Source organism: Paracoccus sp. MBLB3053, assembly GCF_031822435.1.
Classification (GTDB): Bacteria; Pseudomonadota; Alphaproteobacteria; order Rhodobacterales; family Rhodobacteraceae; genus Paracoccus; species Paracoccus aurantius.
In genome coordinates this window covers 49,455-76,329 of the sequence record NZ_JAVQLW010000003.1, presented here as the reverse complement: position 1 = coordinate 76,329, position 26,875 = coordinate 49,455, and the positions used below count along the sequence as shown (strand labels likewise).

The 26,875-nt window shown below is 62.3% G+C and carries 28 protein-coding genes; 12 read left to right on the top strand and 16 right to left on the bottom strand.

All coding sequences use genetic code 11. The features are described 5' to 3' along the window. Positions 1 to 113 precede the first annotated feature (113 nt). From RGQ15_RS16985 to RGQ15_RS16960, 6 genes are all read right to left on the bottom strand, one after another. Positions 114 to 1,295 carry a hypothetical protein gene (locus RGQ15_RS16985; protein WP_311161836.1) on the bottom strand — a complete coding sequence of 394 codons (1,182 nt, stop codon included), beginning with the start codon at positions 1,293 to 1,295 and terminating at the stop codon, positions 114 to 116. Then, entirely contained in the window at positions 1,292 to 1,531 is a 240-nt protein-coding gene (locus RGQ15_RS16980; RefSeq protein WP_311161835.1) for an acyl carrier protein, read from the bottom strand. Before RGQ15_RS16980 ends, RGQ15_RS16985 begins: the two co-directional genes overlap by 4 nt. A gap of 10 nt (positions 1,532 to 1,541) precedes the next feature. Continuing rightward, the gene (locus RGQ15_RS16975; protein WP_311161834.1) at positions 1,542 to 3,002 is read right to left on the bottom strand and encodes a class I adenylate-forming enzyme family protein; all 1,461 of its coding nucleotides are present in this window, start codon (positions 3,000 to 3,002) and stop codon (positions 1,542 to 1,544) included. Beyond that, positions 3,002 to 4,009 (bottom strand): aKG-HExxH-type peptide beta-hydroxylase, encoded by a 1,008-nt coding sequence (locus RGQ15_RS16970; protein ID WP_311161833.1) that lies wholly within the window; start codon positions 4,007 to 4,009, stop codon positions 3,002 to 3,004. Before RGQ15_RS16970 ends, RGQ15_RS16975 begins: the two co-directional genes overlap by 1 nt. A gap of 292 nt (positions 4,010 to 4,301) precedes the next feature. Then, positions 4,302 to 4,508 (bottom strand): cold-shock protein, encoded by a 207-nt coding sequence (locus RGQ15_RS16965; protein WP_311161832.1) that lies wholly within the window; start codon positions 4,506 to 4,508, stop codon positions 4,302 to 4,304. A gap of 239 nt (positions 4,509 to 4,747) precedes the next feature. Next, positions 4,748 to 5,227 carry an Lrp/AsnC family transcriptional regulator gene (locus tag RGQ15_RS16960; protein ID WP_311161831.1) on the bottom strand — a complete coding sequence of 160 codons (480 nt, stop codon included), beginning with the start codon at positions 5,225 to 5,227 and terminating at the stop codon, positions 4,748 to 4,750. A 115-nt stretch (positions 5,228 to 5,342) separates the two neighbouring features. Here RGQ15_RS16960 and RGQ15_RS16955 point away from each other — a divergent pair, with 115 nt between their 5' ends. Together RGQ15_RS16955 and RGQ15_RS16950 are read left to right on the top strand one after the other, a co-directional pair. Then, complete coding sequence (locus RGQ15_RS16955; RefSeq protein WP_311161829.1) at positions 5,343 to 7,421, top strand: alpha-ketoacid dehydrogenase subunit alpha/beta; 2,079 nt, start codon at positions 5,343 to 5,345, stop codon at positions 7,419 to 7,421. 1 nt (position 7,422) lies between these two features. Then, complete coding sequence (locus tag RGQ15_RS16950) at positions 7,423 to 8,595, top strand: dihydrolipoamide acetyltransferase family protein (RefSeq protein ID WP_311161827.1); 1,173 nt, start codon at positions 7,423 to 7,425, stop codon at positions 8,593 to 8,595. 3 nt (positions 8,596 to 8,598) lie between these two features. Here RGQ15_RS16950 and RGQ15_RS16945 read toward each other — a convergent pair whose 3' ends face one another. Then, positions 8,599 to 9,027, bottom strand: a complete 429-nt coding sequence (locus RGQ15_RS16945; RefSeq protein WP_311161826.1) for a MarR family winged helix-turn-helix transcriptional regulator — start codon at positions 9,025 to 9,027, stop codon at positions 8,599 to 8,601. Between the two features lie 94 nt (positions 9,028 to 9,121). Here RGQ15_RS16945 and hmgA point away from each other — a divergent pair, with 94 nt between their 5' ends. Continuing rightward, positions 9,122 to 10,483, top strand: coding sequence for a homogentisate 1,2-dioxygenase (gene hmgA, locus RGQ15_RS16940; protein ID WP_409201350.1), 1,362 nt, complete (start codon positions 9,122 to 9,124; stop codon positions 10,481 to 10,483). Positions 10,484 to 10,545: 62 nt separating this feature from the next. Then, positions 10,546 to 11,847 (top strand): fumarylacetoacetase, encoded by a 1,302-nt coding sequence (gene fahA / locus RGQ15_RS16935; RefSeq protein WP_311161824.1) that lies wholly within the window; start codon positions 10,546 to 10,548, stop codon positions 11,845 to 11,847. Here fahA and hppD read toward each other — a convergent pair. Then, entirely contained in the window at positions 11,814 to 12,911 is a 1,098-nt protein-coding gene (gene hppD, locus RGQ15_RS16930) for a 4-hydroxyphenylpyruvate dioxygenase (RefSeq protein ID WP_311161823.1), read from the bottom strand. The two genes, fahA and hppD, sit on opposite strands and share 34 nt — an antisense overlap. A gap of 133 nt (positions 12,912 to 13,044) precedes the next feature. Here hppD and RGQ15_RS16925 point away from each other — a divergent pair, with 133 nt between their 5' ends. From RGQ15_RS16925 to RGQ15_RS16915, 3 genes are all read left to right on the top strand, one after another. Continuing rightward, positions 13,045 to 13,500 (top strand): Lrp/AsnC family transcriptional regulator, encoded by a 456-nt coding sequence (locus RGQ15_RS16925; RefSeq protein WP_311161822.1) that lies wholly within the window; start codon positions 13,045 to 13,047, stop codon positions 13,498 to 13,500. Positions 13,501 to 13,622: 122 nt separating this feature from the next. After that, positions 13,623 to 14,312 carry a glycine betaine ABC transporter substrate-binding protein gene (locus RGQ15_RS16920; protein ID WP_311161820.1) on the top strand — a complete coding sequence of 230 codons (690 nt, stop codon included), beginning with the start codon at positions 13,623 to 13,625 and terminating at the stop codon, positions 14,310 to 14,312. Continuing rightward, positions 14,255 to 14,560 carry a glycine betaine ABC transporter substrate-binding protein gene (locus RGQ15_RS16915; RefSeq protein ID WP_311162215.1) on the top strand — a complete coding sequence of 102 codons (306 nt, stop codon included), beginning with the start codon at positions 14,255 to 14,257 and terminating at the stop codon, positions 14,558 to 14,560. Before RGQ15_RS16920 ends, RGQ15_RS16915 begins: the two co-directional genes overlap by 58 nt. Here the strand turns inward: RGQ15_RS16915 and RGQ15_RS16910 are convergent. The 3 genes from RGQ15_RS16910 to RGQ15_RS16900 form a co-directional block, all read right to left on the bottom strand. Continuing rightward, a complete protein-coding gene (locus tag RGQ15_RS16910; protein ID WP_311161818.1) occupies positions 14,549 to 15,529 on the bottom strand; it encodes a GlxA family transcriptional regulator in 981 nt (326 codons plus the stop codon). The two genes, RGQ15_RS16915 and RGQ15_RS16910, sit on opposite strands and share 12 nt — an antisense overlap. A gap of 104 nt (positions 15,530 to 15,633) precedes the next feature. Continuing rightward, positions 15,634 to 17,073, bottom strand: a complete 1,440-nt coding sequence (locus tag RGQ15_RS16905; protein WP_311161817.1) for a carnitine 3-dehydrogenase — start codon at positions 17,071 to 17,073, stop codon at positions 15,634 to 15,636. Beyond that, complete coding sequence (locus tag RGQ15_RS16900) at positions 17,070 to 17,993, bottom strand: BKACE family enzyme (protein WP_311161815.1); 924 nt, start codon at positions 17,991 to 17,993, stop codon at positions 17,070 to 17,072. The genes RGQ15_RS16905 and RGQ15_RS16900 overlap by 4 nt, the downstream gene beginning before the upstream one ends. A gap of 120 nt (positions 17,994 to 18,113) precedes the next feature. Here RGQ15_RS16900 and RGQ15_RS16895 point away from each other — a divergent pair, with 120 nt between their 5' ends. Further along, positions 18,114 to 19,067 (top strand): GlxA family transcriptional regulator, encoded by a 954-nt coding sequence (locus tag RGQ15_RS16895; protein ID WP_311161814.1) that lies wholly within the window; start codon positions 18,114 to 18,116, stop codon positions 19,065 to 19,067. A 505-nt stretch (positions 19,068 to 19,572) separates the two neighbouring features. Further along, positions 19,573 to 19,971 carry a hypothetical protein gene (locus tag RGQ15_RS16890; RefSeq protein WP_311161813.1) on the top strand — a complete coding sequence of 133 codons (399 nt, stop codon included), beginning with the start codon at positions 19,573 to 19,575 and terminating at the stop codon, positions 19,969 to 19,971. Positions 19,972 to 20,055: 84 nt separating this feature from the next. Here RGQ15_RS16890 and RGQ15_RS16885 read toward each other — a convergent pair whose 3' ends face one another. After that, on the bottom strand, positions 20,056 to 21,183 hold the full coding sequence (locus RGQ15_RS16885) for an acyl-CoA dehydrogenase family protein (RefSeq protein ID WP_311161812.1): 1,128 nt from the start codon (positions 21,181 to 21,183) through the stop codon (positions 20,056 to 20,058). Positions 21,184 to 21,186: 3 nt separating this feature from the next. Next, positions 21,187 to 22,335 (bottom strand): CaiB/BaiF CoA transferase family protein, encoded by a 1,149-nt coding sequence (locus RGQ15_RS16880; protein WP_311161811.1) that lies wholly within the window; start codon positions 22,333 to 22,335, stop codon positions 21,187 to 21,189. An 85-nt stretch (positions 22,336 to 22,420) separates the two neighbouring features. Between RGQ15_RS16880 and RGQ15_RS16875 the strand changes: the two genes are divergently transcribed. Both RGQ15_RS16875 and RGQ15_RS16870 read left to right on the top strand, forming a co-directional pair. Continuing rightward, positions 22,421 to 23,326, top strand: a complete 906-nt coding sequence (locus tag RGQ15_RS16875) for a LysR family transcriptional regulator (protein WP_311161810.1) — start codon at positions 22,421 to 22,423, stop codon at positions 23,324 to 23,326. A gap of 68 nt (positions 23,327 to 23,394) precedes the next feature. Continuing rightward, positions 23,395 to 24,105, top strand: coding sequence for a fumarylacetoacetate hydrolase family protein (locus RGQ15_RS16870; protein ID WP_311162213.1), 711 nt, complete (start codon positions 23,395 to 23,397; stop codon positions 24,103 to 24,105). A 216-nt stretch (positions 24,106 to 24,321) separates the two neighbouring features. Here RGQ15_RS16870 and RGQ15_RS16865 read toward each other — a convergent pair whose 3' ends face one another. The 3 genes from RGQ15_RS16865 to RGQ15_RS16855 form a co-directional block, all read right to left on the bottom strand. Beyond that, on the bottom strand, positions 24,322 to 24,711 hold the full coding sequence (locus RGQ15_RS16865) for a cupin domain-containing protein (protein ID WP_311161809.1): 390 nt from the start codon (positions 24,709 to 24,711) through the stop codon (positions 24,322 to 24,324). A 103-nt stretch (positions 24,712 to 24,814) separates the two neighbouring features. Further along, complete coding sequence (locus RGQ15_RS16860; RefSeq protein WP_311161808.1) at positions 24,815 to 25,834, bottom strand: nucleotidyltransferase family protein; 1,020 nt, start codon at positions 25,832 to 25,834, stop codon at positions 24,815 to 24,817. Between the two features lie 5 nt (positions 25,835 to 25,839). After that, positions 25,840 to 26,157: a hypothetical protein gene (locus RGQ15_RS16855; RefSeq protein ID WP_311161806.1), complete on the bottom strand. Its 318-nt coding sequence runs from the start codon at positions 26,155 to 26,157 to the stop codon at positions 25,840 to 25,842. Between RGQ15_RS16855 and RGQ15_RS16850 the strand changes: the two genes are divergently transcribed. Continuing rightward, on the top strand, positions 26,126 to 26,875 hold the full coding sequence (locus tag RGQ15_RS16850; RefSeq protein ID WP_311161804.1) for an alpha/beta hydrolase: 750 nt from the start codon (positions 26,126 to 26,128) through the stop codon (positions 26,873 to 26,875). The two genes, RGQ15_RS16855 and RGQ15_RS16850, sit on opposite strands and share 32 nt — an antisense overlap.

Here is a 26,875-nt window from a genome sequence, read left to right as displayed (position 1 = left end):
AATGCCCAGCCAATCGCACCGGTTTAAAAGAAGATCGTTTACAGGTCCGGGGCTTGCGCATAGCATCCGGTTGCAATGCGTTTGCAAGCGAAAGGGGAATTGGCCTGATGAACTCAGTTATCCTCTCGAAATTGAACCTCGCGAAGATTCTCATGCTCCGGGGCAGCGTTGCCGCTTCCGCCCCGAAGATCGGCGAACCGGGCGAGCCGCCGGCCTGAAAATGGGCTTCGCAGCCATTGAAGCCACCTCAGCACGCCGGATCTGCGGACCGGGGTTTCCATTGGAAGATTGATACACCCTAGCGGCAGCGTCTCCTTGTTGGGGGGCCAGGCAAGCGGCCCTATGCCCTTTGCGCAGGCGAGCGGTGCGACCTGCCAAGGGCCCGGCCCGGGCAGCGGCCCCAAGCGGACCTGCCAATGTCGCCCGCGGCGCTCTGGTCGCGCGGCCAGGTCGAACAGTTCCGACCAGGCAAGAGGCGATGCATCAGGTCGCCCCAGAAAGGGCACGACGAGCACATCCCGAACATCTTCGGGCATATGCCGGGCTGGCAGCGCCAGAACCCATTGATCACCCTTCCGGCGCAGGCTCCAACGCTGCGGTATCGCCGTCGGCCGCAGTTTGAAAGCCGGCATGGGAGCCAGGATGTGATCGGTAAGTGCGGCGATATTCTCGGGACGGAAATACGTGCCGTGACTTCCCTGAGTGACGCAGAATTCGTAGGCGGGAAACAGGGCGGACCAATGTCTGTGCCGACGCTCCATCTCGGCCCGCGCCACTCGCAAGCTCGGGTTGAACGAACTTTCGCTGCCGAATATCATCCGCACCGGGACCGGGAGCGGCAGCTGCCAGTCCGCATCGAGAGTGATGAAACCTCGCAAATCGACCCCAGCCGCGAGAAGGTGCAGGGCGACGTGCCATGCCACTTCGGCGGATTGACAGTTCCCACCGACGATGCAGGGCTCATTGCCAAAGCGCGCGATCAGGTTTCGCGCATAATAGCCGGCAAGCACATCGACGATCCTGCTGCGTTCGCGCGCAGCCTTATGCACGATCTCGTTCAGCGAACGCATCCCGACAATGGGTTGGCCTGGCGGCAGTTGCGATGCCAATGCCGGGAGTTCCAGAGCAGAGTTGAACGTCCAGAAGACCGGCACCGCATCGCCGTCCAGCCCAAGCCCTCGCAGCGCCCCCACAGGCTCAAGCTTTTCACCGGGCCAACTGCGATTCACCAGCTCGATACGCCGGAGCGCAGTGGCAAGATCGACCAGCGGCGCATCGTCGTTCGGCAAGCTCATCTGGCCCGGCCCAGCTTTCCCAATACGCGGCCCGACAATTCGGCCGGGCTTGGACAATCGAGCAGCAATGCAAACTCCAGATAGATGCCGAAACGCTCGGAAACCGTCTCGATCAGCTCGACCGCCTTCTGGGAATCCCCCCCGAGGTCGAAAAAATTGTCGAACTCACCCAACTCGCAGCCAAGAACGCGAGAGAACGCGAGCATGACTTCCTGTCGCACCGTCGCTTCGTCCATTTGGCTTCCTTCAGATGTGCTCAAGATCTTGCGGGGCAGCAATCAGCCGTTCAAGGAGCGCGGCTCGGGGTATTTTGCCCCCAGGGGTCAGGTCGGTGGGATGCAGCCGGATCAGATGCTCGGGCTGTTCGTGGCTTACAAGGTGGCGGCGCAAGTTCCGACCGATCTCGCTTGCGCCGGGATGAAGAGGAAGAACCGCGATCGCAAGCGCATCATCCCCCGCCGCAGCGCGCATGGGCAGCACGGCCACATCGCGCAGAAGGCCGCTTGCCATCAATTTGGCTTCGAGCGCGGCGACCGAGAAGTTCACACCGTTTCGGCATAGTATCCCCGCACCTCGGCCGGTGATGAACAGGAACCCTTCATCGTCAATCCAGCCATGATCGCCGGGGTACAGGTGGATCGTATCGCCGCCACTTCGCGCCGGATAGCTCACGCGGATGCGCCCCGCCTCTCCCACAGGAAGGCGCGCGCCATCTTCTCCGATGATGTCTAGACGGGCACCGGGCGGCAGGCTGACCTTGCCGCAGGAGGCGGGCTTGCGCCGAAGGTCGGTACCCGAGATTCGCGCCAACACGCCCGTTTCGGTCGAGCTGTAGGTCATCAGATAGTCGGCGCATAGCAGTTGCTGTGCCGCAAGCTTGTCTTCGGCCCTGGCCGGCCCACCAATGCAATGCAGCTTGAGCAGGTGGGGATAGCGCGGCTCGGGACCGGGATGACGGCGGGCATGGTCCAGCAGGGCGCGGATCAGATGTGGCGGCAGGCCACATTCCTCGACACCCGGCTCGCGCAGGGCACGGTCAAGTTCGGCGGTCGAAAAGAGCATCTCCATCGCGTGGATGCGCTTGCCTGCCAGAAGGTTGCGCCACCAGACATGACGCGAGCCGCCAAAGGCGACGCTGAGCGGCGAAAGCGCCTCGCCCCATGGGCCGCGTCGACCATCCTCGGCCGAGGCCCGCACCATGCCAAGCAATCGCTCATGACTGATCGGCGTTATCTTCGGCTCACCCGTGACGCCCGAACTGGTGACGAATTCAGAGATGTCGTCCGGGGCAGCATCGTGGTCAGCAAAGGCATGGGCGGGCAAAGTGTCGGGATCGGGCATGATCGCCACACCAGCACCTGCATCGCGCAGACGTGCCTGGGACGCGACAATCATGACAGGTCCGGCCCGACGGAGCCAGGAACGCGCATCCGTGGGCGTGAGGCGATAGTCAAGAAAAAGCGCCGCCTTGCCCAGTCGCCAGCAAGCCAGCGCAGCCGCGATCATCCAACTGTTCCGGTGGAGCGCCAGGCCGATCGTGGTTGCCCTTTCGCATTCCGCCTGCCGGGCAAGCCAGCCTGCGATCAGCTCTGCCCGGTTCAGCAAATCGCCGCCCGTCAGGCAGCGCTGCGGTTCGCGGATTACCTCCCGATCGGCGTCTTGGGCCAGCCTGCGACGAAGCGCATCGGCAAAGCCCTCGCCCGCCATCAGATGGCCTGCACGAGATGTGCGACCGCGTCTTGCGCATCCTCGATCAGTTCTTTGCCTCGCTCGGTCAGTCGGCCATGCTCGCGCACGACCGCCACGCCATCGCGAAACGTGGCGCGTGCTCGCTCGACATCCTGCCCGAGCCGGACTTCGTCGGCGGGTGTCAGCGCGCCATTCGGCTCAGACAGTACTGTCTCGCCACAGACAGCCATGCGAGCCGATACCCAGGTCGCGTGAAAGATCCCCTCCATCGGGCGCGGCTGGCGACGAAGTGGCGAGCGAAAGGTTTCCTCAGGGCCATTCAGCACTATCTCATCTTCAAGATGCCAGCAGAACAGGCGCAGATGCGAGGATTCGTGGATCAGCGTCATCAGGCAATGTGCAAGATCGGCACGGTAGAGCGGGTTCATGAGTATCCCGCCGAACAAATCGAAACTCGACCCGCCGGCAAAGCCCTGCCGCCCGCTATCGTCTCCGCTGACCGCCAGAACAATGTCCGAGATAAGAAGCTGCAATTCGGCCGCCCAGGCCGGCGCGGTCTGCGCAAGCACTGACTCGGCTTGGGCGATAACTTCGGCCATCACCGAGGCTGCCCCGGCGGGTGGAGGGCAGAGTGTCGCGGTCAAGCCCACATCATCGGCGAGCGCCCGGGCGATCAGCGCGAACTTATTGCGCCCGATTTCGGACGGCGTAAGCACTCGGAGCGCAAGATCGGGCCTCACCGCATCTTCGAAGGGCCAGCCAGCAAATTGCGCGCGCGCGGCCATGAAAGCAGAAAGATCGCCCGCCAGCAGGCTGTCGCGCAGGGCCATGTGCAAAGCGAAAAGCGCAGGCTCGGGGAAACTCCGCTGCACTCGGGCCAATCCATCCTGAATCTTCACGGCCAGCGCCGGTTCTGGCTCGACCACTTCGGTCAGCATATGGGCCAGCGACTGGTGCAGGCGGTTCTGCAACTCGGCCCGCAAAAGCAGCATTTTCGAAGAATTGGGAAGAACAGAATTGGTCATTCGCAATGCCCCGACAGATGTGAAATGCACTTCTGACTCGGTCTGATCTTCATCAAGGCGCCGGAACTTGTCACGGACTTTCTCGAGGATCGTCAGACCAATTGCGCAGACGCGTCGACAGGTCGAGCATCCCGCTGGGGGCACGGACGACACGTCCGACCAAAAGATTCCTAAGTGGAGAAGGTTGTCCGCTCGGGACATGCCATGCGAATCAGGCAGGCGAACGCCCGCACATCTGCGTGCAAGCTCGCGCCGGGCTCCCTTCAGCGGGCCCCGGCGCGCGTGTTCTGGATCAGACGAGCGCCAGGTTTACGGCGCTGTCTTTGCCATTCCGGCCGCGTTCGATTTCGTACGAAACCTTCTGTCCATCCGGCAGGCTACGGATGCCGGCCCGCTCTACGGCGGAAATGTGGACGAAAACGTCCGAACCACCTGCATCGGGCTGGATGAATCCATAGCCCTTGTCGTTATTGAACCATTTTACGGTGCCCGTCGCCATGTCCGCTTCCTGCGATTGATAAAACACGGGCTTCTGGTTGGCACAGATTGAGCCAGCCTACAAACAGCTTCTTTCGGTTTCGAGGTTTCTGACGGCTTCGCATAGCTGTTATGGCAGGAAGGCAACGGCCATGCGGCGGCAATCCGCTGACGATGAGCCAGGATGCCCTGCGGCACTCGCGGGCAAATCCCGCCTTATGCTTGCTTGCAGGCTGCCGGGCCATGCGCCGGGAAGAGAGATCATAGGTCGTGAACCGGGATGGCCGTCTTGTGCTTCACCCGTCGCAACACGAAGATCGAAGACGAGCTGGCGATAGCGTCATGATCCAGTATCCCATGCATGAGGACACGTTCGTAATCTGCGACGTCCTTTGCGACAACATGCAGAAGATAGTCCCAATCACCGCTGATCGAATAGCATTCGACCACGTCCTGTTGCGCGTCGATGAAGGTTTCGAAGACAGCGCGCTGAGAACGCCCCTGCGACTTGAGCCTGATCTGGCAAAAGACATCCAGCCCCCGACCCAGCAGAACCGGATCGACCAGCCGCACCGTTTCCTGCAAGACGCCCGCTTCCTCAAGCGCTCGCACCCTGCGCCAACAAGAGGCAGCCGATGAACCGACTCGCTCGGCGAGTTCCTGGCTCGACAGCCTGCCATTGACCTGCAGCGCCTCGATGATCTTACGGTCGATGGAATCAATCTGGATCGCTTTGTTCACAATTCCCCACAATATGAAACGCGTGTTTATCATTTGGCGCGCACACCGACACGATTGAAAGAGATATTCGCGAAATTCGGATCACAATACTTCCCAAAGCAGGGGAGGCTTCACCATGGCGAGAACAGGAACGATTGCCGCGTTGCGCAACGCGCCCGACACGGCGGTCGATTGGAGAAAGCTTCTGCGTCATCTGGCCATGAGCAGGGCCCTGGACGAGATGGAGGAAAGCCGGCTCGTGCCTGAGAAGAAGGTGCTCTACCAGTTTTCGGCGCGCGGTCACGACATGGCTCAAATCCTGCTGGGGCTGCAACTCGACGGGCCTCATGACGCGGTCTGCGGCTATTATCGTTCACGACCGCTTTTGCTTGCCCTGGGTGTTGACCCCGAAGATGCGCTGGGTTCCGCGATGGGGCGCGCGGGGGGCTATTCCGACGGGCGAGATATCGGCGTGGTCTTCAATTATCCAAATCCGGGCGGCGCGACGGCCTTGCCGATGTGCGGCGGAGTTGGCGCCCAGTACACCCCTACGGCCGGTTGGGCGCAGGCGCTCGATTTTTACGCCAAGGTGTTGGGATCGGCTGAACATGCCCGGTCGATCGCGGTCGTGCTCGGAGGCGACGGTTCGGTGGCGTCAAACGGCTTCTGGTCGGCGCTGACCATCGCGACCACGCAGAAGTTGCCGATGCTTTTCTATGTCGAGGACAACGGCTTCGGCATTTCGGTTCCTTCGAGCTTCCAGACACCGGGCGGTAATATCGCGGCGAATCTCGCATCCTGGCAGGGCTTGCGCATTCTGTCGGGGGACGGAACCGATCCCGGCGAAGCCTCCCGGCTGATTGCCGAGGCCGTGGCCCATGTCCGCGAGGAACATGCGCCCGTCATGTTGCGACTGACCGTCCCGCGGCTTCAGGGGCACAGCTTCCAGGACACCCAGACCTATAAGGGTGAGAATGTCGTCAAGGCCGAATGGGCGCGAGATCCGTGGCACAAGCTGAAATCCTATCTCGTTCCCGCGCGAATGTCCGGCCAGGAATGGGATGCCGAGGTGGAAGCTGCGTCAGCCCGTGTCGAAACCGCATGCGCCGCCGCCCAGCTTCGCCCGGTCGCAAAGCCCGGTTCGGTGATGAAGCATGTCTTCTACGATGGAGAGATGCAGCAGGTCGGCGGCTTGCGCAATCACGGCTGGCAGCCCCCTGCTGTGACCGACATGCCCCGCCCTGAGGGGCAGCGCATCAATATGGTGACCGCGATCCGCCGGGTTCTGGATCAGGAACTGGCCTCGAACCCGCACATGGTGGTCTTCGGCGAGGATGTCGGCGCCAAGGGCGGGGTCCATGCCGTGACCCTGGGCCTGCAGGAAAAATTCGGCGCCGAACGTGTCTTCGACACCTCGCTTTCCGAGGAAGGCATCATTGGCCGCGCCGTCGGGATGGCACTGGCGGGTCTCTTGCCGGTCCCCGAAATCCAGTTCCGCAAATATGCCGAACCCGCGACCGAGCAGTTGAATGATTGCGGGTCGATGCGCTGGCGCACCAACAACCGCTTCGCCGCGCCGATGGTGGTGCGGATGCCGGTCGGCTTCTTCAAATGCGGAGACCCATGGCATAGCCAGACCAACGAGGTGGCCTTTGTCCACAGCCCGGGCTGGATGGTTGCCTCACCTTCGAATGCCGAGGATGCTGTGGGGCTGCTGCGCACGGCCTTGCGCGGCAATGACCCGGTGATCTTTCTCGAACACCGCGCGATGCTCGACCATTCCTGGGCGCGCCGGCCCTGGCCCGGCGACGATTTCGCGCTGCCCTTCGGCAAGGCAAAACTGGTCTCCGAGGGCAAGGACGCAACCATCGTCACATGGGGCGGCATGGTCGATCGCTGTGAATCCGCAGCGAAGGGACTTTCGATCGATGTGATCGACCTGCGCACGCTCATGCCCTGGGATCGCGAAACCGTACTGGCCTCGGTCGCCAAGACCCATCGCTGCCTGATCGTTCACGAGGACCTGCAGACTGCTGGCTTTGGGGCAGAGATCGCCGCCGTCGTCGCCTCTGAAGGCTTCACGACGCTCGATGCCCCGGTGGAACGCCTGACGATGCCCGACATCCCCAGCCCGCATAACCCTGCGCTGCTGGAATGGGCCGTGCCCTCGGTCGCGGCGATCCGTGCGAAACTCGAAGACGTGCTGGGGTTCTGACATGACGGACATTTTGGTTCCACTTGAGCAGGAAGGCACCGAGGCCGTCGTCTCGAACTGGCTTCGCGCCATTGGCGATATGGTCGAAATCAACGATCCGCTGGTCGAACTTGAAACCGACAAGGTGTCGGTCGAAGTTCCCTCTCCGGTCGCCGGAAGGCTGGCCGAAATCATCATCGACACGGGATCGCAGGCCCGTCCGGGCATGATCCTGGGCCGGATCGAGCTGGCGGAGAACTTGCCGTCTGGCAATCCGGCAACTGCCGCGCCCGACATGTCACATTGGCACTCTCCAGCCGTTCGGAAGGCGCTCGCTGAAAGCGGATTGAACCCGGCCACGATCAAGGGAACGGGCCGCGACGGCCGCCTGACCCGTGCCGACGTGGATCGGGCCAACGCGGATGATGCCGCCCAAGGCTTGACAAAGCGGCCCGCTCCCCCCGCGCCAGCCGCGACGCCGAAGCCAAAAGGTTCCCCCAGCCGTTCCGTCCCGCATGACCAGATGAGGCTCGCCATTGCGCGCAACATGCTGAAATCGGTCCGCGAAGCGCCGCAGGTGACTGCCGTTTTCGAAGCTGATTTCAGCGCCATCATCACCCATCGCAGGCGTCACAAGCCCTCGTTCGAGAGGGATGGAATCGCGCTATCCTATACCGCCTACATCGTTCTCGCGGCCGCGCGGGCGATGCAGGCCGTTCCCGGTGTGAACAGCCGATGGCACGAGGACCGGCTGGAGATCTTCGAGGATACCAATATTGGAATTGGCACGGCGCTCGGCGACAAGGGGCTGGTCGTTCCGGTGATCCGCAATGTGCAGGAACTGTCGCTGCGTGGCGTCGCAACCCGTCTGCAGGACATGACGACCCGCGCTCGCGAAGGCAGATTGGCACCTGAAGACATGCGCGACGGAACATTCACGATCTCGAATCACGGCGTTTCCGGGTCGCTGCTTGCGGCGCCGATCATCATAAATCAGCCTCAATCGGCAATCCTCGGGATCGGCAAGCTGGAAAAGCGGGTCGTCGTGCGCGAAGTCGACGGGACCGACACGATCCAGATCCGCCCGATGGCCTATGTCAGCCTGACCATAGATCATCGTGTGCTCGACGGTCATCAGACCAACCTCTGGCTCACAGCATTTGTCGGGGCGCTGGAAGGGTGGTCGGCAAGCTGAGCGTCAGAACTTGCCATTGCAAATCGTGGCGAGCCCCTTATCGAAGCATAGCAGCCTGTCCCCCAGCACGGCCTGCAGTTCCGACTGGAATTCCATGGCCAGCGGGATGAGACGCTCAACCATTATCAGGCCCTTCGGCGTCAGGGAAAGGGAGACCAGCCGACGGTCTCCGGGATTTTCGAGCTTTTCGATCAGCCCCTGACGCTGAAGCCGCGATGCCGCGCGGCTGACCTTGGATTTTTCCATGTCGGCCCGCAATTCGATCTCGCGGACGGACACCGCCCCTTCCTGCGATAGATGGGCAAGAACACGCCATTCCGGCACGGTTATCCCGGCCTCGGCCATATAGCGCCTTTCGAAGGCGCGACTGACACGCGAAGCGGCAACCGCAAGCCGATAGGGCAGGAAATCGTTCAGGACAAAACCGGTCATGGCGCCTCGCATCCGGGAGAGTTCAGGCCAGTGAAGCTTGACTTCGTTGCAAATGCAATGACCATGGAAGACGAAGGATTCGGAGGGGGCCCAGATGACAAGTATTGATCTTCCCAAGGGCATGATCCGCGCCGTGACGACCCATGGGCCGCATGAAGGATACATGCCGGGCTTCGGCAACGATTTCGAAACCGAGGCTCTGCCCGGCGCTTTGCCACAGGGCATGAACTCACCGCAGAAATGCACTTACGGGCTATATGGCGAACAGCTTTCGGGTACAGCTTTCACGGCGCCCAGCCACCAGAATGAGCGGACATGGTGCTACCGGATCAGGCCGAGCGTTCGCCACACCCATCGCTTTGAGCGGCTCGATATGCCCTTATGGAAAACGGCGCCGTGCATTGACCCCGATATCGTCAGCCTCGGTCAATATCGCTGGGACCCGATCAAGGTGCCGGACGAACCGCTGGATTGGATTACCGGGATGCGAACCATGACCACGGCTGGGGACGTCAACACCCAGACCGGCATGGCAAGCCATATCTTCCTTGTGACCCATTCGATGCAGGACGCCTATTTCTATTCCGCCGACAGCGAGCTCCTGGTCGTCCCGCAAGAGGGGCGGCTGCGCTTCTGCACCGAACTCGGGATCATTGATATCGAGCCCAAGGAAATTGCCGTGATCCCCCGTGGCCTCGTCTATCGCGTTGAACTGCTCGAAGGTCCCGCGCGAGGATTCGTCTGCGAAAACTACGGCCAGAAATTCGCGTTGCCTGGGCGGGGGCCGATAGGCGCAAACTGCATGGCGAACAGGCGCGACTTCAAGACACCGGTTGCCGCATTCGAGGATCGCGAGACATCTTCGACTGTGACCGTGAAGTGGTGCGGTCAGTTCCATCGGACAAGGATCGGCCATTCGCCGTTGGATGTTGTCGCCTGGCATGGGAATTATGCGCCCTGCAAATACGACCTGCGCAATTATTGCCCGGTTGGCGCGATCCTGTTCGATCATCCCGATCCTTCGATCTTCACCGTCCTGACCGCGCCTTCGGGGGTCGAGGGCACGGCGAATATCGACTTCGTCCTGTTCCGGGAACGCTGGTTGGTGGCCGAGCAGACCTTCCGTCCGCCTTGGTACCACAAGAACGTCATGTCCGAATTGATGGGGAACATCTACGGGGTCTATGACGCCAAGCCCAAGGGCTTCGCGCCGGGCGGCATGAGCCTGCACAATTGCATGCTGCCTCACGGCCCGGATCGAAACGCCTTCGAGGCGGCATCGAATGCCGAGTTGAGACCGGAAAAACTCGATCAGACCATGTCGTTCATGTTCGAAACCCGCTTCGCCCAACACCTGACGCCGTTCGCGGCGCAATCCGGTCACCTGCAAGAAGATTACATCGACTGCTGGGGAAGCCTCGAAAAGAAATTCGACGGCACACCCGATCCAAAATAGGCAGCGGATGGGGTTCACACCGCTGCATCAACATATTCTTGAATCAAGGTGACAAGCAAAACATGGCTTTGATCAGGTCCTGGGTACCGGGGGCGAATGATGCGGAAAGCTCGTTTCCCCTGAACAATCTGCCCTGCGGCGTATTTTCTTGCCTTGGCGAAGCCCCGCGATGCGGCGTTGCGATCGGCGATATGATCGTCGACATGGCGAAATTGGAGCGGGCGGGCCTCCTGCACATTTCGGCCGAGCCGCTGTTTGACAAGCCCTTCTGGAACGCCTTGATGGCAGCCGGGCCCAGTACCTGGTCGCGGATGCGTGGGCGATTGATCGAGTTGCTTGCGGAAGGTTCGGCCGAAGCAAGGGAAGTGGCCCCGCACCTCGTTTCGATGAACGTCGCGCAACTGCACCTGCCATTCAGAATCGCTGAATACACCGATTTCTACGCCGCTCGATGCCACGCCGAGAATGTGGGTACCATGTTCAGGGGGGCCGAAAATGCCCTTCCGCCGAACTGGCTGCACATGCCGATCGGCTATAATGGCAGAGCTTCTTCCGTGGTGGTGTCCGGGACAGAGCTGCGTCGCCCCTGGGGGCAAGTGAAGCATCCGAACGAGATAACGCCCCAATTTTCGCCCTCGACACGTTTTGATTTCGAGCTTGAACTGGGCGCCGTCGTCGGAATGCCGTCGCAGCCCGGTCGACCTGTCACCGTCGAAGAAGCCGATGCAATGATCTTCGGCTATGTGCTGCTCAACGATTGGTCGGCGCGCGACATTCAGGCCTGGGAATACCAGCCCCTTGGCCCGTTTCAATCGAAGGCCACGGCCACAACGATTTCACCATGGATCGTCACGCGAGCCGCATTGGAGCCTTTCCGGGTCGAAACGCCGACCCGTCAGGCTGCGCTGCTGCCCTATCTGGCCGAGCCGCGGGCGATGAACTACGATATCGCTCTTGAGGTTGGCCTTACCCCGCAGGGCGGGACGGAAACCGTGATCTGCCGAACGAACGCCTCGCAGCTTTACTATTCGGCGGGCCAGCAACTGGCTCATCACACCCTATCCGGTTGTGCAATGTCGACCGGCGATCTCCTCGGGTCGGGCACGATTTCCGGGCCGGACAAAGCCAGCCGTGGCAGCATGCTCGAGCTAAGCTGGGGGGGTACTGAACGCGTGATGATCTCGGGCGGTTCGCGAAGCTTTCTCGAAGACGGTGACCAGATCACCCTGCGCGGTCGGGCGCAGGGTGATGGCTATGCAATCGGTTTCGGCGACTGCAGCGGCCGGTTGCTGGCCGCGCTCACCGATCCCTATGCGCGAGAGGACGGCGTTTACGACGCCTGCAGGACCCCGCGCTCGATCTGATCCTGCTCGATGCTTTCGAACAAGGCACGGAAATTCCCCTCACCAAAGCCGTCATCGCCCTTGCGTTGGATGAATTCGAAGAAAATCGGGCCGATTACCGTTTTCGAGAAGATCTGCAACAGGATGCGCGTCTCACCGCCATCGACCACGCCTTCGCCGTCGATCAGGATGCCATGCTCGGCCATGCGATCGATCGGCTCTTCATGCCCCTTCACCCGGTCATGCGACATCTCGTAATAGGACATTGGCGGCTTTGGCATGAATTTCAGCCCGCGCGCGGCAATCGCGTCGGTCGAGGCATAGATGTCCTCGGAGCCGACAGCGATGTGCTGGATGCCCTCGCCGTTGTAGCGGCGCAGATATTCGACGATCTGACCTGTCTCGCCCCGATCCTCGTTGATCGGGATGCGAATACGGCCACAGGGGCTGGTCAATGCACGGCTGAAAAGACCGGTATACTTTCCTTCGATATCGAAGAACCGGATCTGGCGGAACTGGAAGATCTTGCCGTAAAAGTCGAACCACTTGTCCATGTTGCCCCGGTGGACGTTATGGGTCAGGTGGTCGAGATAGTGAAACCCGACGCCCGCCGGCTTGGGCGCCGTGATGAACCTGAATTCGTCGGCATAGGGATTGGCATCGCCGCCATAGCGATCGGTGAAGTAGATCAGGGAACCACCGATGCCGATAATCGCTGGCCACTCGAGGGTCTTCCCCGAACCTTCATAGGGCTTGGCGCCGTTCTTCACGGCATGTTCGAACGCGTGCCGCGCGTCTGCGACACGCCAGGCCATCGAGGGAGCGCAGGGTCCGTGCCGTTCGACGAAATCTCTGGCATGGCTGCCCGGCTCGTCATTCAAAACATAGGTGATGTCGCCCTGTTGCCAAAGCTCGATGGCTTTCGTCAGGTGTCTGGCCGTGAGTGTATAGCCCATGCGGATGAACAGCATGCGCAATTCGTCCGGTTGCGGATGAGCGAATTCCACGAATTCGAAACCATCCGTTCCCGCCGGGTTCTGTTCGGATATCGTGGCGCGGGGTGCGTCGTGCGGAAAAGGGCCCATTTGTTCCTCCCACAAAGGTGCTTGGACAGAGGATCGCACCTGATCCATGCCGGATGCGCGCAATTTTTGGTTCCAAGCCGTCTTTCCATGCGTCATATTCGCCTAAATCACAGGTTTATCGCAAAAAACCCGCATGTATGATCCCACCGATTCCCGCTTGCTTGCCACCCTCCAGCGCCGGGCGAACATCACCGCGCAGGAACTTGGCGAAGTCCTGAACCTGTCACCATCCCAGGCTGCGCGAAGACGCGCCCGGCTCGAGGAAGAAGGGATCATCCTGGGTTATGGTGCGCGTCTCGATCCCGGAAAACTCGGCTTGACGGTGCAGGCTTTTGTCCAGGTCCAGATGGCGGCGCACAGTGAAGACAACGCCCAGAACTTCGCCCGCCTCGTGGCCACCCTGCCCGAAGTCGTCAGTTGCTGGACCCTGACCGGAGAGGCGGACTACCTGCTTCGTGTCTGGTGCGCCGATCTGCCGGCGCTGAACACGCTTATTCATCACCGTCTGCTGCCGCATCCTGCGGTGGCCCGCGTTCAAAGCCAGATCGTCATGGACCAACCCAAGGCCGATGCCGGACTTCCAGTCTAGCTCGGTGCCATGGATTTTGGCGCTGATTCGCAAATTGCAAAATTTGCTGCGCTTTGTGACAATCCGGCTGGCACTCCTCGGTTATCCTTCTTGAAAGAACGCCGACACAGGAGGACGCAAGGATGAAAATCAAGATCGCCACCGGCATGCTGACTGCATTTGCCATGATGTCACAGGCCCACGCGGCAGAACCGGCCGCGTGCCAGGCGCCGACATTTTCGGATGTCGGCTGGACCGATATCTCGGCGACGACCGCGACAAGTGCCATTCTGCTCGAGGCGCTGGGTTACAAGCCGGAAATCCAGATCCTATCCGTCGCCGTGACGTTCGAATCGCTGAAAAAGGGTGACACGGACATCTTCCTTGGCAACTGGATGCCGCTGCAGGAGGCGACCCAGAAGCCGCTCGTCGATGCCGGCGAGATCGAGGTCGTCGCGACCAATCTCGAAGGGGCCCTGATCGGCTACGCCGTCCCGGCGAAAAGCTACGAAGCCGGCCTCAAGACCTATGCCGACATCGCCAAGTTCAAGGACCAGCTTGGAGGCAAGATCTACGGCATCGAGGCCGGCAGTGGCGCGAACGGAACCATCCTCAAGATGATCGATGAGGACATGTTCGGTCTTGGCGGTTTCGAACTCGTCGAATCCAGCGAGCAAGGTATGCTTGCCCAAGTGCAACGTGCGATCGGGTCCGGCAATGACATCGTGTTCTTCGGCTGGCGCCCCCATCCGATGAACGTGCGCTATGAGCTCGAATACCTGTCCGAAGGAAACGACGTGTTCGGGCCCGAAGATGGGGCGCCACCGTCCTGACCAATACCCGTGCGGGATTCTCGAAGGACTGCCCCAATCTCGGAAATTTCCTGACCAATCTCAGCTTCACGGTCGAAGCCGAGGACGTGATGATGTCCTATATCCTGGACGAAGGGATGGAACCCCGCGCCGCGGCCGAACGCTGGCTCAAGGAAAATCCTGCGGCACTGGATGGCTGGCTGGCCGATGTCACCACCTATGAAGGCGCCCCGGGCCTTCCGGCGGCCAAGGAATCGCTAGGCCTTTGATCCCTTGCGGGCGGCGGTCGGGGGTTGCCCGAACTGCCGCCTGAATGACCGCGCCAAGGTGGCGATCGACGAAAAGCCGGTCCTGACGGCGATCTCGGCCATCGACAGATCGGTATCGACGATCAGCCTGCGCGCCGCCTGAAGGCGCAGTGACAGGTAATAGGCACCGGGCGAGGTTTCGACCGCTTCCCGAAACAACCCCTCAAGCGTACGCGCCGAGCATTTGACCCGTCCTGCAATGACCTTGATCGGAAGCGGCGCATCGACATGCTCTTCCATGATCCGGATTGCCTGGGCGACCCGGTGCTCGAGCTTGCCGATCCGGCCCAATGATACCAGCGGTTGCGCGTCAGAAGGAAGCCGGACCTCCTCATAGACATAGAGACTGGCGACATTCAGCGCCGAGCCGAAGCCTTGTCGCGCCCGGATCAGCGCAAGCATGAAATCCAGCGCAGGGGCGGCGCCCCCGGTGGTGAAAACCGGTCCGTCGACCACCCAACGATCGGGGATCACCCTGACCTGCGGAAACCGCGCGGCGAAATCTTCCAGATCTTCCCAGTGGGTCGTGGCCTGGCGCTGATCGAGCAGCCCGGCCATGGCCAGGACCCAGCTTCCGGCCTCGACGCCTCCGACCATCCTGGCGCGCCGGGCACCCTTCCTGACCGAGGAAAGCACGGCCGAAGTCGCGTGACGGGCAATGTTGAAAGCTGCGACCACGATCAAAAGATCGCATTCGTCCTGCGATTGGAATGCGCCATCGACCTGCATTGCAAGGCCACAGCTTGTCGCGACCGGCTGTCCATCCATGGACACGACGCGCCAGCGATAAGGCTTGCGACCGGAAATCCGGTTCGCTGCACGCATCGGATCAAGTGTCGCCGCCAGGCTCATCAGGGAAGCGTCGGGCAGAACGAGGATCGTTACGCTCAGAGGTTGATCGGATGGCTGAAAGATCAAGTTGCGCGACATGTAAAAGCTTCTGCGCAAATGATAAGACGGGTTCCGACGAAAGGGTCAAGCGATTGACCCCCTTTCTCGCCGAATGGCGAGGGGCCGTAGCCCCCCCGCTCCCGCTACACCGTTTCCGGAGCCGGAACTCGTTGACCAACAAAGCGGCCTGCTCCATCCGCCGGCATTGCGGCGTGGCGCGCGGCCCATCCCGTCAGTGCCGCGGTCACTTGCGGCTCGGGAAGGCTGGTCCGGCGCGTGGTCAGATCGGTATGCAGAAGCAGCGTCTCCACCGTGGCCGCGAGCCGGTCGTCCTCGCGCCATAAGCGGTGGAACAGCTGCATCTTCTTGCCTTCGGCCGCCAGAACCTGCGTCGTAACTGTAAGCCGCTCACCGGCATGGACCTCGTCCAGATAGCGGACATGGTTCTCGACGGTGAAATAGCTTTTCCCGGACGCGACATATGCTGCATCGGCCCCGATCATCTCCATGAAGCGATCCGTCGCAATCGAGGCGGCCTCAAGGTAATGCGTCTCGTTCATGTGACCGTTGTAATCGGTCCAGGTCGTCGGAACCTGTCGGGCCACAGTGATCGGCAGGCCCTCGTGCTCACCCCCCTGGACAAGACCGCCCTCATGCGCGCGCACCACGCCCCCCGCCCCGCTGCCCGACCGACGCAGCGCCCGGATCATGCCGACCACGTTATCGTCGCGCAGGCGTTCAAGCTCGCGGATCGAGAGATGGCCCGATTGTGCATCAGATTGCGAGGCGATCAGATCGACCAACGCGTCATTGAACTCGGGCACGTCCATGAGCTTCGTCCAGGGCCAGGACAAGGCCGGGCCGAATTGCGCCATGAAATGTTTCATGCCCGCTTCGCCACCCGCGATGCGATATGTCTCGAAAAGGCCCATCTGCGCCCAGCGAATACCAAAGGCCATCCGGATCGACTCGTCGATTTCCTCGGTCGTGGCAACGCCGTCCTTGACCAGCCAAAGTGCCTCACGCCAGACGGCTTCGAGCAGCCGGTCCGCGATATGGGCGTCGATTTCCTTGCGGACATGCAAGGGAAACATGCCAATGCCGCGCAGGATCTCCGCGGCTTGCGCGCAGGTGTCAGGATCACCGACCAGTTCGACCAGCGGCAGCAGGTAGACGGGATTGAACGGATGGGCGACGATGGCACGCGTTCCGGCCGCGTTCAGTTCTGAGGGTTTGAAGCCCGAGGTCGATGAGCCGATGATCGCATCGGGACCGACCGCCGCCTGGATGGCGGGCAGAACCCTGTGTTTCAACTCAAGCGTTTCCGGCACGCTTTCCTGGACCCATTTTGCGCCTTTGACGGCTTCGGCGAGGTCGGTGTGGAAGCTCAGCTTGCCCTCGGCGGGCAGGGCGCGGTCGTAAAGCGCGGGCAGCGAGCGGCGGGCATTGGCCAGCACCTCGCCGATCTTGCGCCCGGCCTCGGGATCGGGGTCACAGACCGCCACGTCCCAGCCGTTCAGCAGGAACCGCGCCGCCCAGCCGCCGCCGATGACGCCGCCGCCAATGATCGCAGCCTTGCTCATGCCATCACCCCCACCGGCGCCCGCTTCACCAGGCCCAGCCTTTCGCGCACCGCATCGGGGCCGATCACCCGCGCCCCCATGCTTTCGATGATCGTCACCGCGCGGTCGACCAGCTGCGCATTGGTCGCAAGCTGGCCCTTGCCGAGCCACAGGTTGTCCTCGAGCCCGACCCGCACATTGCCCCCGGCCAGAACCGCGGCCGAGACATAGGCCATCTGGTCCCGGCCCAGGCTGAAGGCCGACCAGTTCCAGTCCGAGGGCACCGCATTCACCATCGCAAGGAAGGTATTGAGGTCATTGGGCGCCCCCCACGGCACCCCCATGCAAAGCTGCACCAGAGCCGGGCCGGTCAGCACGCCCTCGGCGACAAGCTGCTTGGCAAACCACAGATGCCCGGTGTCGAAGGCCTCGATCTCGGGCTTGACGCCAAGCGCCGTCATCATGCCGCCCATCGCGCGCAGCATGCCGGGCGTGTTGGTCATGACGTAATCCGCCTCGGCGAAGTTCATCGTGCCGCAATCCAGCGTGCAGATCTCGGGCAGGCATTCGGCGACATGGGCCATGCGCGCATTCGCGCCCACCATGTCCGTGCCAGCCGCGTTGAAGGGCAGCGGCGCCTCGGGCGAGCCCAGAACCAGGTCACCCCCCATGCCCGCGGTCAGGTTCAGCACCACGTCGACCTCGGCATCGCGGATCCGATCGGTCACCTCGCGATAAAGGTCGAGCCGGCGCGAGGGCTTGCCCGTCTCGGGGTCGCGCACATGGCAATGCACAACCGCCGCGCCCGCCTTCGCCGCCGCGATCGCGCTCTCGGCAATCGCGCGCGGGCTGCGCGGAACATGCGGTGACCGGTCCTGGGTTCCCCCGGAACCCGTAACGGCACAGGTGATGAAAACCTCGCGGTTCATGGTGAGCGGCATTTCGAACTCCCGACAGCAGCCGCATGGCGCGGCTTTTCTTTCGGCTGATGCTAGGGGGTTACACCCGTCAGCCATTGTCCTATCATGTCACGTTCTTGTCCAATTCGGTCATATTTTTGAATGGTTCGCGTCACTTTCCTGCTGTTCGAAGGCTTTTCGAACATGGTCCTTTCCTGCCTGCTCGAGCCCCTTCGGGCCGTTCGCGATCAGGCGCGCATAGAAATCCTGTGGCAGATCCTGACGGACGGGGATCAGCCGATCAGGTCTTCCAGCGGCCTTCTGATCTCGCCGGACAGACCTGCCGATGGCGCAGGTGCGATCGATCTGTTGGTGGTGGTGGCGGGCTACGGCTACCGCGAACATGCCACGAGAAGCACGCTGCGCCAGATCCTGGCGCTTTCGCGGCAAGGCAGAATTGTCGTCGGAGCGGATACCGGCGCCTGGCTCATCGCTGCTGCCGGCCTTTTGCGCGATCAGCGCGCGACCCTACACTGGTCGCTGCTGCCCGACTTTGCCGAGACATTCCCGCAAGTTCACGTCGATCCCGCACCCTATGTGATGGAGGGAAAGGTCTGGAGTTGCGGGGGCGCGTCCGCGGCCCTTGACCTGATGCTGGCCTTCATTTCAGAGCGCTTCGGTCCGGCCAATGCATTCATCGCTTCCTCGATGTTCCTCCATGACTTCGACAGGCAGCAAAATGCCCTGTCGACGGCGGCGCGACTTGTCGGGAAGGGAACCGCGCGGCTTCGGCAGGTCGTCAACCTGATGGCCGAAACGATCGAGACCCCCCCGACTCTGAGCGAGATCGCCAGCTGCTGCGGCCTTTCGTTGAGCAAGCTGGACCGCCTTTTCAAGGCCGAGCTTGGGATGTCGCCCGGACGTTACTTCCAGATGATGCGTTTGTCGCATGCCCGCGAACTGGCGGACGGTTCATCCTATGACCTGCGCGAAATCGCTCTGCGCTGCGGATATGCGGATGCCGCGGCGCTGTGCAAGGCGTACCGGCGCGCTTACGGTCACCCGATCCGGCAATCCCAGAGCCCGCGTATCAAGGGCGCCGCACAAGAGACGTAGGACGCGCGCCAGCTTGACCGGTCGTTCTCGATTTGCCGCGACCGGCTTTCCGGGCGTGCCCTGGCACCATGTGACGAATGACACAGTACAGGCGTTCGTTCGGTCAGGCATCCGCTTGGCTGGTTCGAGCCAGGGCGGGACGGCGGTTCCAGCATGGCCGCACGCGGTTCGCGGCGAAGGGCCCCATGTCGGGGGACCTCGTTGCGTGCGGATAGGAGGGCCTGCAATACGACATGCCCAAGCGGACAGAAACACGCGGTTGCAAATTCATTTTCCGCAGAAAGGTTTCGTCACGCGCCGGACGAAAGGGAGAAAAAATGCCGGATTAGCCTGATCGACGACACAAGCGATGGAAGGTTAATCCCGTGACCCGCCCCCTCTCTCTCAAGACCCTTCTTGGCGTCACCCCTGCTGGCCCTCGGGGCTGCCCCTGTCATGGCCGGGGCGACGCAAATGGCACCCTGCCAGCCGACCATTTCCACTTTTCAACAATTTCGGGACTATGATGAGAAAGTTTCTGATTTCCGCGGCACTGGGCCTTGCGAACCTGGCCTGCACCCCAGCACTGGCCGCGCCGGCGGAACAAAGCCCCTGCCAACACGACAAACCGAACTGTGTGCAGCCCTTGGCGGCGGGCGAGAAGACCGAGCAGAAAAAGGCGCCTCAGGCACAAGCTGCAAATAAGGGGGCAAAATCCGTCACCACGCAGCAACAACACGCTGCGCCACGAACGGGCGGGTCGGCGAGGAACGGCCGGACGCTTAGGTCCGATGAGTTGCGGCGGCTTGCCGGGCCGGGCGCAGGTCGCGACTATCGTGTCGTGGAGGATCGCGTGGTGCTCGTTGATGCGAGTTCGCTCAAGATCGTCCATGTCCTCGGCCTGGCGTCGGAACTCTTGAAGTGATCGCCTGATCGAGGAAGGCTCGCCCGGTCGGCCCCATCGAGGGGCCGCCTGGCGCGGGGCATGGCCCCGGCCCCGCCCGCGGATTCACGCCAGCAGATTTCGGGCGATGATTGTGCGCTGGATCTCGGAGCTTCCTTCATAGATGCGAAATATCCGCAGGTCTCTCAGGTAGCGTTCAAGCGGGAAGTCCCGGCAATAACCGTAGCCGCCATGGATCTGCAGGGCGCGATCGGCAATGCGAAATGCCGCCTCGGATGCAAAAAGCTTGGCATGAGCGCTTTCGGTCGCATGTCGCGCCCCGGTCCCGCGCAGCCGTGCCGCCGCATATCCCAGTGCCCTCGCGGCAGCGAGATCGTTGGCACTATCCGCCAGCATCCATTGCAGACCCTGAAATTCCCCGATCGGCTGTCCACCGACCCGGCGTTCTCGTGCGTAGCGGATCGACGCCTCAAGGGCCGCGGCCGCGATCCCCGTGGCCTGCGCCGCGACTTCGATGCGGCCATTGTCCAGAACGCGCATCGCCGTACGAAAGCCCGTTCCTTCGGGACCGATGCGGTTTTCTTCGGGGACGACGCAATCGAACGTGACGCCGAAGACATGGCCTCCCCGCAGGCCCATCGTCCGCTCGGCCGGGGCGACGCTCACACCCGGCGTCACACCTGGCTCGACGAGGAATGCCGAGACGCCACGCGCGCCGGCTTCGGGGTCGGACTTGGCATAAACCACGATGAAATCGGCCGCGCCCGCATTCGAGATGAAGGCCTTCGTCCCGCGAATGCGATAGCCACTCCCCTCGCGACGGGCCGTCGTTCGCATGTCGGCAGGATTCGACCCCGCCTCGGGCTCGGTCAGCGCAAAGGCGCCCAACGCACCCGATGCCGCGCGCGGCAGGAGCCGCGCCTTGAGTTCAGGATCGGCGCCCAGATGAAGGCTATCCGTGGCGAGGTAATGCGCCGTCAACATCGAGGCGGTTGATCCGCAGGCCCCGGCAATGATTTCGACCGCACGGTAAAGCGCGGGGCCGGACAGGCCAAGCCCGCCTTCCTCTTCCGGAAGGTTAAGCCCCATCAGCCCCAGCTCGGCCATCATGGGAAGGTGGCAGGTGGCGAAGGTCTGGGCTTCGTCCAGCCCCGCCGCGCGGGGTTCAAGCACTTCCGCGGCAAAACGCCCGATCTGATCGAGGATCGCTGCTTCGTCGTCATTCCACTCCATTGACTACTTCTCCAGTTCGGCGCGGATTTGCGCGCCATGTTCGTCGAGCGCCGGCGCGGGACGGCGATTGCCGCGCGGCACATCGGAAAAATGCACGGGTTGCTCGGGCAATGCGACTTGCCCCAAGATGGGATGATCGACCGGCGACGCGAGCCCTCGAGACACCACCTGCCCTGAACTCCAGGCCTCGCGCGCGGTCGAAAGGGGTGCTGCGGGAATGCCCGCCTCGGTCAGGGCTGCCACGACTTCTGCAGCATCGCGATCGGACGCCCAGGATGTAATCGCCTCGGCAAGAACAGGCTCATGAAGGCGACGCTCGGCATCCGTGGCGAAACGCGGATCGGCAGCCAGCTCTGGCCGACCGATCGCCTGCGCAAAGCGGATGAAAAGACGGTCGTTCAGAACTGCGACGGCGAAATGCCCTTTGCCAGCGGGATAAACCCCGAAGGGTGCCGAAAGGGCATGGCGGCTTCCCACGCGTGAAGGGTCCTGCCCGCAGACGAGGACGCGCGCTGCGGCGGTCGGCATCATCGAGGCCAGCGCATCGAATAGCGCAAGATCGATGACCCGCCCTTCGCCCGTGCGCTCACGTTCGAACAGCGCGGCCATGATCCCCCAAGCTGCAAAAAGACCGCCCGCCACATCGGCGATCGCCTCGCCCACCATCATCGGCGGCCCGTCCGCATCGCCGGTCAGGGCCATCATTCCGCTCATCGCCTGCAGCACGATGTCATAGGCCGGGCGCGCGTGATTTGGGCCAGTTTGCCCGAAGCCCGAGATCGAGGCATAGACAAGGCGAGGATTGCGCCTGCGCAATTCGTCTGGCCCCAGTCCCAGCCTGGCCATCACTCCGGGACGGAAATTCTCGATGACCACGTCGGCCCGGCTTGCAAGGGCAATCGCGACCTTCCGGTCCGCCGGGTCCTTGAGATCGAGAAGGATCGATCGCTTTCCACGGTTCGCCGCCTGAAACAGGGCACTTTCGCCCTCGCGGAAGGGGCCCACATGGCGGTATTCATCGCCCCCTGGCCCTTCGACCTTGATGACCTCTGCGCCAAGATCCGCCATCAGCGCCGAGGCATAGGGGCCTGCCAGAACCCGGGTGAAATCCAGGACCTGAAGACCGGAAAGAGGTTTCGTTCGTGCTGCCATGACGTCTCCTGTGGCGCAGTATCGGGCACAGGCTAGGCGAATTTACCCAATAGGCAGAAACAATGGTTTGGTATATCCTAAATTGATGAAACCTATACCATTCGGATTTCGGCAGATCGACTATTTGCTTGCAGTGGCGCAGACAGGATCGACCGCAGCCGCTGCCAGGGCGCTGAACGTGTCGCAACCTTCAATCTCCGTCGCCATCGCTCAGTTCGAGGCTCATTTTGGCGCCGCGCTGTTCATCCGGCTTCCCGGTCAGGGCATGAAACAAACGCCTTACGGACGAGACAGGATCGCGCGCCTGCGCAACCTTCGAACCGAGGCGGACAGCATCTTCGGCACGGCAGGCGACACCCCACAGCAATTGCGACTAGGGGTCTTTTCAACCCTCGGTCCTCGATATGCTCCCATGCTCATGCGTCGGTTCGCAGAGTCCTGTCCGGGTGCGACTCTCGATTTTGTCGAAGGGGATATCGGATCGCTCGGTCAAGCGATCCTCGCGGGGGAACTGGACCTTGCGCTCGTCTATGATGTCGGTCTGCCAGCGGGGCTCGTTTCGACCGAACTGGCGGCGATCCCGCCCTGCGCAGTGCTTCCACCGGAGCACCGACTGGCTGATCGGACTACTATCGACCTGAGGGATCTGGCCGAAGATCCGCTGATCATGATCGGCCTGCCGCACAGCCGCGGATATTTCCTTTCGCTTTTCCAGATGGCTGGGGCCCGCCCCGCGATCGCCGCCGAGACAGGGTCCATCGAAATGCTTCGCGCTCTCGTTGCGAATGGGCACGGTGTTGGCCTGCTCGCGACGGAATTGCCCTATGAACAGACCTATGACGGCCGGCGCGTCGTCATGCGCAGCCTGGCGGGACCGCTGCCTCCAAGCCGGGTCGTGCTTGTCCGGGCGGCAAGATTTGAACCGACCGAGGCCATGACGCGGTTCACGCAGATCGCCTGCGAAACGCTGCAGGGGGATGTCGCGGCGTGACGAAAAGGCTCTTGTCGGCAACCCTCGAAAAGGCCGAAGAAGCCAATCAGCCTACCGCAGGGAGCACGATGATGAACGAGATGACGCAGTCGGCGGAATATGTCTTCCCCCCCACTCCAACGCCGACCATCCCGGTCGCGGGCAGCGACAAGCTTTTCCCGGTGCGTCGGATCTACTGCGTCGGTCGCAACTTTGCCGAGCACGCAATCGAGATGGGTCACGATCCCGACAGGGAGCCGCCCTTCTTTTTCCAGAAGAACGCAGACGCGATCGTGCCGCCGGGACAGGACTTCCCCTACCCCCCCTGCAGCAGCGACGTTCACCACGAGATCGAGCTGGTGGTCGCGCTGAAATCCGGGGGGACGGACATTCCATTGGAAAGCGCGCTTGATTGCGTCTTCGGATATGGCACTGGCCTCGACATGACCCGCCGGGACCTGCAGGCTTCGGCCAAGAAAATGGGAAGGCCTTGGGAGGTCGCGAAGTCCTTCGAGGCATCGGCGCCGTGCAGCGCCATCCATCCCGTCTCGCTGATCGGGCATCCGACACAGGGCGCGATCTGGGCCAAGGTCAATGGGACAATCCGCCAGAGCGGAGATCTGGATCAGATGATCTGGAAGGTGCCGGAAATGATTTCATATCTCTCGCGTCTGTTCGAGTTGAAGCCGGGCGACGTGATCTTCGCCGGAACGCCTGCAGGTGTCGGGGCGATTGTTCCGGGAGACGAGATCTCGGGGCGGATCGAGGGTGTTTCGGAGATTGCCGTCAAGGTTGTTTGACCGCCCTGGACAGTGGAAAAGGCCGATCGAAAGACGTCCGATGCCCGTGCCACGCGGGCACTGATCAAGCGCAATCATATCGGGCGGGTTGCCGGGCAAGCACGGCAGCAGGATAACGATCGACCATGGCCAAGCGCGAAAGGACCAAGAATTTCTGGCTTGGGACGATGGCGGCGCGGTGCGCCATATGTCGGCGCAACCGGCTACGGGGCTGGCCTAGTCAAGATCAGTCTGGATCCAGCGGGGCGAATGATGGATGTCGATTGTCTGCAGCCTGCCCGGTCCCAAATTTTCGAATCTGTGGGGTACGCTCTTGGGTCCGAAGACCACCTCTCCTGCAACCGCATCTATCACCTCATCACCGACGAAAAACCGCGCTCGGCCGGCAATGATGACAAAGGTTTCGTCATAGGGATGCACATGCAGACGCGGCCCCTCTCCGGGTTTGTCGGTGCCATAGGCCAGAACCGTGACCGGAGCTTCCATCTTCTCGCCGGGACAGGAGCCGCGCCATGGGCCCGCGGCTTCGGTGTCGAATAGGCGAGCCTTCGCGGCGCGGCGCCCGTCTGGGCGCACGCTGTCCGGATCAAAATCCCGACGGGCCATGCGCGTGTCTCCCCCTCTTCATCCTGCGCTGCGGATTGTGAGCCAGAGCGGACCACCGTGCAAGGCGGGCTTTCGCAGCGCGAGCAGGCCGGGCAGGTTCCGGTTACGAAAGATCGCCCAGGATCTCTGCCGTGCGGGGCATGCGCGTCAGGCTTGCCGCGATCCGATCGCGCCAGCGTGGCCCGCGCGAGAGCGCGTCCTGATAAGCCTCTGCGAGATCGTCCGGTCGATCCTCGGCGAGAACCGTGACAAGGAACTCGGCCTGTCCTCGATCCTTGCGCGACTTCGCCTGGTCCGGCCCGCCATGGCGCCGATCCGCCACGATCAGCTTGTGGATGGCATAGCGCTCGGGCCGCGGTATCTGCACGAGCACGCCCGAGCGATAAAGCGCGATGGCGTGGATCGGCTCGGCAATCAGGAAGTTCAGATAGTTCAGCGCCTGCGCGCTTACCCCGAGCGCCGGAAGTGGCTTCACGCTTTCACCGCCAAAAGCTGGGGTCAGGAACTCGACCATGGCCTGCCCCCGGTTCTGCCGCCATTTCCAGATCTGCCTGTCACCGATTCCGGGAACAGGATCGAATTTCAGTGCCTGCAGGATCTCGCCGGGGTCTTCTTCGACACGATCGCCTAGCGCGACCGACAGCCGCTCGAAGCTCGCGAAATCCATGTCGCCCGTCTGCGCCAGTTCCTCGGAATCGAAACGCACGCCCAATTCGCCCTGGTAAAGACCATAGGCACCAGTCCCGACCAATGTTCCGCCAAGCCTGAATACACCAGCCCGGGAAAACGCCAGGAGCAGCGATCCGGTATCCCTGTCCGTGCTGATGAAGCCTTCCGCGCGCAAGGTCCGTGCCAGGCGTGACATCGTCTTGCGCCGCTCGTCCGCATCGGCCTTCAATTCCGATGCGCGGGCAAGGCGCGCGCGCAACTCTGGCGTGCCCTCCCCCAGATAGCGGCTTTTCATCTCGGTGCCGATGCGGAACTTGTCGTAAATGTAGCTTCGCCCGTTGCGATGGCGTTCCTCGATGCTTCCGACAAGCCCTGACGCGGTTTCGTCAAGATGCAGTCTCAGAAGATCCTGATAGGCCACCTGCGCGACGCGCGAATGTGAGACGAGGTTCATCCGTATCAACCCGTTTTGTGTGCATCAAATATGCTTTCGCTGCACATGCGCGACAAGTGTGCAGCAAAAAAATATTTGATGCACACAGTCCAAAAACGGATCAGGTCACGATCTTGATAGCAATTTCCGATCTCGGCCAAACCTTGGTCACGAACATCGGCCATCCAGCAGAAAGGCTCGACGCAGCCGGGCGCGGGCTTTTTCGCCGGCGCGGCCTTGCAGTCGTCCCGCACAGTCCATAACCCTTGCACGGGATGCAGCCCGACAACCGATCGGAGTTGGAACAGCACCATGACGACGCCACGCAAATCATGGCTGGACATAGCCCGGCGCTTCGAAATGCAGGGCTCTCAAAGCCCCATTCCCGTATTCGTGGCCGGGCCGAAGGGCGAGCCCAAAGGGACGGTTCTTCTGGTTCACGGCAGGAATGGCGCACCGGGGCAGCCCCAGATCGCCGCGATCGCCGAGGCATATCTTGGCAGCGGATGGAGGGTCGCCGCCCCGGAACTGCCGCATTCTGCAGCGTCGCCCGACTCGGGATCTCCGGCAGAGATCACCTTCGCAGGCCATGTCCAAGCTGCGGCGGAGGTCTGGGCTTGGGTCAACGCACAATGGTCCGCATCGCGGCGCGCCCTTGCAGGCCATAGCATTGGCGCTTTCGCCGTCGCCCATCTCGCGGCCGGGTCGCCCGCTGCCCATCATATCCTTGCCGTCTCGCCTCCGATTTCAGGACGGGTGCTCTTGCGCGCCCGTGAGGCCATGGGGCCCGCCGCGCTGGACGAGGTTCGGCGCGAGGCGCCGACCTATTTCGACGAGATGCAGACGGCAGACGCGGAACCGGCGCTGAAGCGGGCGGTGAGCCCGCTTGCGGTTGTCACAGGGGCAGCCGATGGGCTCATTCCCCTGCAGGACGCGCGCGCGTATTTTGCTGCGTCGCCCAACGGCCGCTTCTTCGCCGCAGTGCCGGACGAACATCATTGCCCGGCGGGGGAAGCTTATGGCCGCATGCTTGCCGCGGCGCTTGCCGCGCTTGGTGCCTGA